The sequence below is a fragment of the Psychromonas sp. genome (assembly GCF_983033635.1).
In genome coordinates this window covers 1-5,678 of record NZ_CEZLMY010000201.1, presented here as the reverse complement: position 1 = coordinate 5,678, position 5,678 = coordinate 1, and the positions used below count along the sequence as shown (strand labels likewise).

Sequence of the window (5,678 nt, the reverse complement as noted above, 5' to 3'; positions counted from 1 at the left end):
GCTATGTAATGGTTTGTCACCCAATAAATGGGCCAATGCTTGACGGCAAAATCGTTTTGCTGCTTTTAAAACAGTTGGCGTTGAAAAATCACGACATGCCAATGCGAGTATCTCTTCACCTTTATAAATTTGCTGTTTTTGATGAATCGCCTGCTTGGCAAAAAAACCAGCTTGTTGCTGATACTGATATTCAAATCCAGCTTCTATTAATTCACCACTATAAATATCTTCTTCAAAATTAACACCGTAACCTAATGTTTCTAGTAGCGTCAATTCAAAATTGCGTAAAGCAATCTGGGGATCATCCTCACCCGCAATCGCTAATAAAGTTTTCTGATAAGATGCGAACAGCCCATCACAAGCCGTTTCAGCTTGCAATAATCGATATAATAACTCGTTGATATACATAGCAATATAAAGTCGGTCACCCTGTAGTGGAACAACTTGAGTTTGGGCTTCAATCGATTTAACGGTTTTTAAACTACCCCGCCCAAAATAACTCACCTGCAGTAAAGTAAACGCTTGTGCCATTCCACGTTTCATACGTGTACTGCTGCGCCCGCCTTTATAAACCAGACTGACCTTACCAACGTCCTGACAAAATAGATCGACAAGCTGGCTAGTCTCCCGATAAGGGCGACGATGTAAGATAAAGGCGTTATGGCACTCTAAGGACATCAGTTCGCTAGTTTATTTGCTGTAATCATCACCATAACCAAGGCTGTGCAGGGCGCGTATATCATCTGACCAACCAGACTTCACTTTCACCCATACCTCTAAAAACACTTTAGAGTCAAACAGTTCTTCCATATCAATACGTGATTGCATACTAATAGCTTTGAGTTTTTCACCTTTATTGCCGATAACCATCCGTTTTTGGCCATCTCGCTCAACTAAGATTAAAGCATTAATGTGTAATACACCATTAGCTTGCTGTTTGAACTGCTCAATCTCAACCGTCACCGAATAGGGTAATTCATCCCCTAAAAAGCGCATCAGCTTTTCACGGACAATTTCAGAGGCCATAAAACGAGATGAACGGTCAGTTATATAATCTTCTGGAAAATAATGCTCAGATTCAGGGAGAACTTCTTGTGCCCACTGACGAATTTTTTCAACATTATCCCCTTTTTTAGCAGACATAGGTAAAATGTGTTTGAAGTTATAACGCTTGCCTAGCTCTTCAAGATGCGGAAGCAATAACTCTTTATCTTCGACATTATCAATTTTATTAATCGCTAATACTACCGGGCATTTTAAGTACTGGAATTTGCTCAGTACCATCTCATCATCTTCGTTCCAATGGGTACCTTCAACAACAAATATAACCATCTCAACATCATTAATCGAACTAGATGCCGCGCGATTCATTAAACGGTTAATAGCGCGTTTTTCTTCAATATGCAGGCCAGGCGTATCAACAAAAATTGTTTGATAATCCCCTTCTGTATCAATACCCAAAATACGGTGACGCGTGGTTTGCGCTTTGCGTGAAGTGATACTGACCTTTTGACCTAACAGGGCATTAATGAGTGTTGACTTACCAACGTTGGGACGACCGACAATCGCCACTAACCCGCATTTTTTACTCATTTCTGTACTCCAATTAAAACATCTAACATTTTTTCAGCAGCGATCTGCTCAGCCTTGCGGCGACTTGTGCCTTGCCCTTGTACAGGTTTCAGCCCCTCTATTGCACAGCTCATAGTAAAGCGCTGATTATGCGCTTCACCTTTAATTTCAAGCACTTCATAAACTGGTAATGATTGTTTGCGCGACTGTAAACGCTCCTGCAAACGGGTTTTCGGATCTTTCTGACTAATTCCCGGCTCAATGGTATTTAAGCGACTGGCAAACCATTTCAAAATTAGCGCTTTGGCTGTATCAATATCTGAGTCTAAAAAAGTGGCTCCGATAATCGCTTCTACACCATCGGCTATGATTGAGTCACGGCGAAATCCGCCACTTTTCAATTCACCGGGGCCTAAAATCAGGCAATCACCAAGTTGGAATTCACGACCGATTTCAGCCAGCATTTTCCCACAAACTAAGGTTGCACGCATGCGGCTTAAATCACCTTCGTCTACTTTTGGAAAACGTAAATAAAGATCGGTTGAAATGGCAAAACTTAATATTGAATCACCTAAAAACTCTAAACGTTCATTATGTTCACCTAATGCACTACGATGTGTTAATGCTTGTTTAAGCAATGCAAAATCTGAAAAGGTATAACCAATACGTTTCTCTAAACGTTTTAATTCAGCATTTTTCATAATTATTTAATTCCACCAATACGATCAAAACGAACACCACTTGGTATCCAAGTCGGCAAGAAACCATCACTACTACGGTAAAACTCAAAACTTACCCAGATAGCAAGCGCTTTACCTACTAAGTTTTGCTCAGGTACAAATCCCCAAAAACGGCTGTCTCTACTGTTATCTCGGTTATCTCCCATCATGAAATATTGTCCTTCAGGCACAATCCATTCGTAAGCATAAGTGCCTTGCTGCTGGTAATAATAAGAGACATGATCTCGACGCATCGGATTAGTCAGTACCTTATGAGCAACATCACCTAAAATTTCAGTATGAACCTGCATCTTAGCTTCTTCATCCGCAAATAATTTATCACCTAAATAGTTCATATCTAATGCTTTATAAGAACCACATGGTTCTTTTTCACAAGCAGGAATCAGATACAACTGTTTATCTTTATAAACGATACGATCACCAGGAAGACCAACCACACGTTTAATATAATCAACGCGAATATCTTCCGGGTATTTAAAAACAGCAACGTCACCACGTTTTGGCAGCTCCACAGGGATCAAGGTATTTTGCCAAACAGGCTCTTTTACACCGTATGAGAATTTTTCGACCAGGATAAAATCCCCCACTAAAAGCGTTGGCATCATTGAACCCGATGGAATTTGAAACGGCTCATAAAGAAATGAACGTAAAACAAAAACAATCGCGATCACAGGAAACAGTGAGCGCGCATTTTCAACAATCACATTTTCAGGGTAAATACCAGCCAGCGTTTTCTCATCAAGCACGATTTCAACTTTATCTTGCGCTTCTTGTCGCGCGGCTTGACGGGCCGGTCCCCATATGAATTTATCGAGTAACCAGATAATACCGGTCACAAAGGTTAAGATAACTAAAATAAGTGCAAATGTATTTGCCATATTGATTCCTATAAATTTATAAAATCATATTATTTAAGCTGACATGATCCATCAATATCCGTTTAACTAATATGACTGATAAAAGAAATTGCAGTGTTTACTGCAATTGTCTTAGTAAGCAAAATCACCGGTTTTTAAGTGACCGTTGCAACAAAAAAATCGTTTTCTTGAAAACGCTTATTGCTGTTTAAAAAAAGCAAAAATGCGCAGCTTAAAAAGCGGCGCATTTTAAATTATAACAAGCTGTTTAGCTCACAGACATTTTGTGCTGCTGCAAAAAGCTAACTAGCTATTCTTACTTGTCTTTACCTATATGCAATACGGCTAAAAACGCTTCTTGTGGCACATCTACATTACCCACTGATTTCATGCGTTTTTTACCCTCTTTTTGTTTCTTCAGTAATTTTTTCTTACGGCTAATATCACCACCGTAACATTTTGCCAATACATTTTTAGTCAACTGTTTAACCGTTGAACGGGCAATAATTTTACTTCCAATCGCAGCTTGTATTGCAATATTGAACATCTGACGAGGAATGAGCTCTTTCATTTTTTCAACTAAATCTCGGCCGTAAGCTTCTGAATTATCACGATGTGTGATTAACGCTAATGCATCAACACGATCGCCATTGATCATCACATCAACACGTACCATGTCAGCTAATTGGAAACGAGTGAAGTTATATTCAAGTGATGCATAACCACGGCTTGTCGATTTCAATCTATCAAAGAAATCCAATACTACTTCACCCATCGGGATCTCGTAGGTAAGCGCCACTTGATTGCCGTGATAAGCCATTTTAGTTTGTACACCACGTTTACCGATACATAAGGTGATTACATTACCTAGGTAAGCTTGCGGCACTAAAATATTACATTCAGCGATTGGCTCGCGGATCTCTTTAATATCATTCGTTGCAGGTAGCTTAGCAGGGCTATCAACATATTCAATTGCACCGTTGTTCTTTTCAACTTCATAAATTACCGTTGGTGCGGTTGTGATCAAGTCAATATCGTATTCACGCTCTAAGCGCTCTTGAATGATTTCCATGTGCAATAAGCCCAAGAAACCACAACGGAAACCAAAACCCAATGCAGAGGAATTTTCCGGCTCGTATAACAATGAAGCATCATTAATACTTAATTTACCGAGCGCATCACGGAAGTTCTCATAATCATCAGAGCTTACAGGGAACAAACCAGCGTAAACTTGAGGTTGCACACGTTTAAAACCAGGCAGAGCGGCAGCGGCTTCATTACCCGATTGGGTTAAAGTATCGCCAACCGGCGCGCCTAAAATATCTTTAATACCCGCTATAACGTAACCTACTTCACCCGCTTTTAAGATACCTGTTTCTTTTTGCTTTGGCGTAAAATAACCAACCTTACTGACCAAGTGAACTTGATCAGTTGACATCACTTTCATTTTATCGCCGACTTTAATCTGGCCATGCTTGATCCGTACCAGTGAAACAACACCTTGGTAGTTATCAAACCATGAGTCGATAATTAAGGCTTGCAGTGGCGCATCTAAATCGCCCTCTGGAGGCGGAATAGCACGTACTATCTCTTCTAAAACCAGATCCACACCCAAGCCTGTTTTTGCCGAGCAACGCACCGCTTCGGTGGCATCGATGCCAACAATATCTTCTATCTCTTCAGCTACACGATCAGGCTCAGCGGCCGGCAAATCGATTTTATTTAAAATCGGCACCACTTCCAAATCCATCTCCATAGCCGTATAACAGTTGGCAAGTGTTTGCGCTTCAACACCTTGACCCGCATCAACCACCAATAATGCACCTTCACAGGCCGCTAATGAACGAGATACTTCGTAGGAGAAGTCAACGTGTCCAGGTGTATCGATAAAGTTAAGTTGGTAAGTTTCACCATCATTGGCTTTGTAATCCAGCGTTACACTTTGTGCTTTAATAGTAATACCGCGTTCACGTTCAATATCCATTGAATCGAGTACTTGAGATTCCATTTCACGATCACTTAACCCGCCACAAGTGCTGATCAAACGATCTGATAGAGTCGATTTTCCGTGGTCGATATGGGCGATGATTGAAAAGTTACGAATATTTTTCATGAAGACGTTAAATACCTGTGTTATTGCATGGTTTATGCTGTGTCATTATGGCTTTTATACCTAAACCTCCTGAACTTCCTGAACTTCAAAGAGCAGCAAGTGGCTTGGGTATATAATTGCTGTGCATTCTAGCGAATTTATCATGCAATCGCTATCTTTATGAGCTGGATAACAAAGAACAAAATAATATTGATAACAGAGATATACCCATGTTACCTCAAGATGCTTTGTCAGGCACTAGCACGAATACCAGAACAAGGAGCAACATGAGGTAATGGTACTCCCTTTTCGATTGTTGCAACGCGGGACTGGTTTTCGAGCTAGCGCCCCGTAGGGCAAGGCAATCTGCGTTGTTATAAAATCTCTATGTAGAATAACTATACTTCAATTTTATGC

5 protein-coding genes are annotated in these 5,678 nt (G+C 40.4%); all 5 read right to left on the bottom strand.

Annotation, left to right across the window (positions count from 1 at the left end; genetic code table 11):
- On the bottom strand, window positions 1-678 hold a 678-nt coding region (recO, locus tag AC4GME_RS16745), incomplete at its 3' end, for a DNA repair protein RecO (protein WP_490379820.1).
- 12 nt (window positions 679-690) lie between these two features.
- Complete coding sequence (gene era / locus AC4GME_RS16740) at window positions 691-1,593, bottom strand: GTPase Era (protein ID WP_490379819.1); 903 nt, start codon at window positions 1,591-1,593, stop codon at window positions 691-693.
- On the bottom strand, window positions 1,590-2,273 hold the full coding sequence (gene rnc / locus AC4GME_RS16735) for a ribonuclease III (RefSeq protein WP_490378570.1): 684 nt from the start codon (window positions 2,271-2,273) through the stop codon (window positions 1,590-1,592). The genes era and rnc overlap by 4 nt, the downstream gene beginning before the upstream one ends.
- Before the next feature lie 2 nt (window positions 2,274-2,275).
- On the bottom strand, window positions 2,276-3,190 hold the full coding sequence (lepB, locus tag AC4GME_RS16730) for a signal peptidase I (protein ID WP_490378569.1): 915 nt from the start codon (window positions 3,188-3,190) through the stop codon (window positions 2,276-2,278).
- 295 nt (window positions 3,191-3,485) lie between these two features.
- Entirely contained in the window at window positions 3,486-5,282 is a 1,797-nt protein-coding gene (lepA, locus tag AC4GME_RS16725; RefSeq protein ID WP_490379818.1) for a translation elongation factor 4, read from the bottom strand.
- Window positions 5,283-5,678 lie beyond the last annotated feature (396 nt).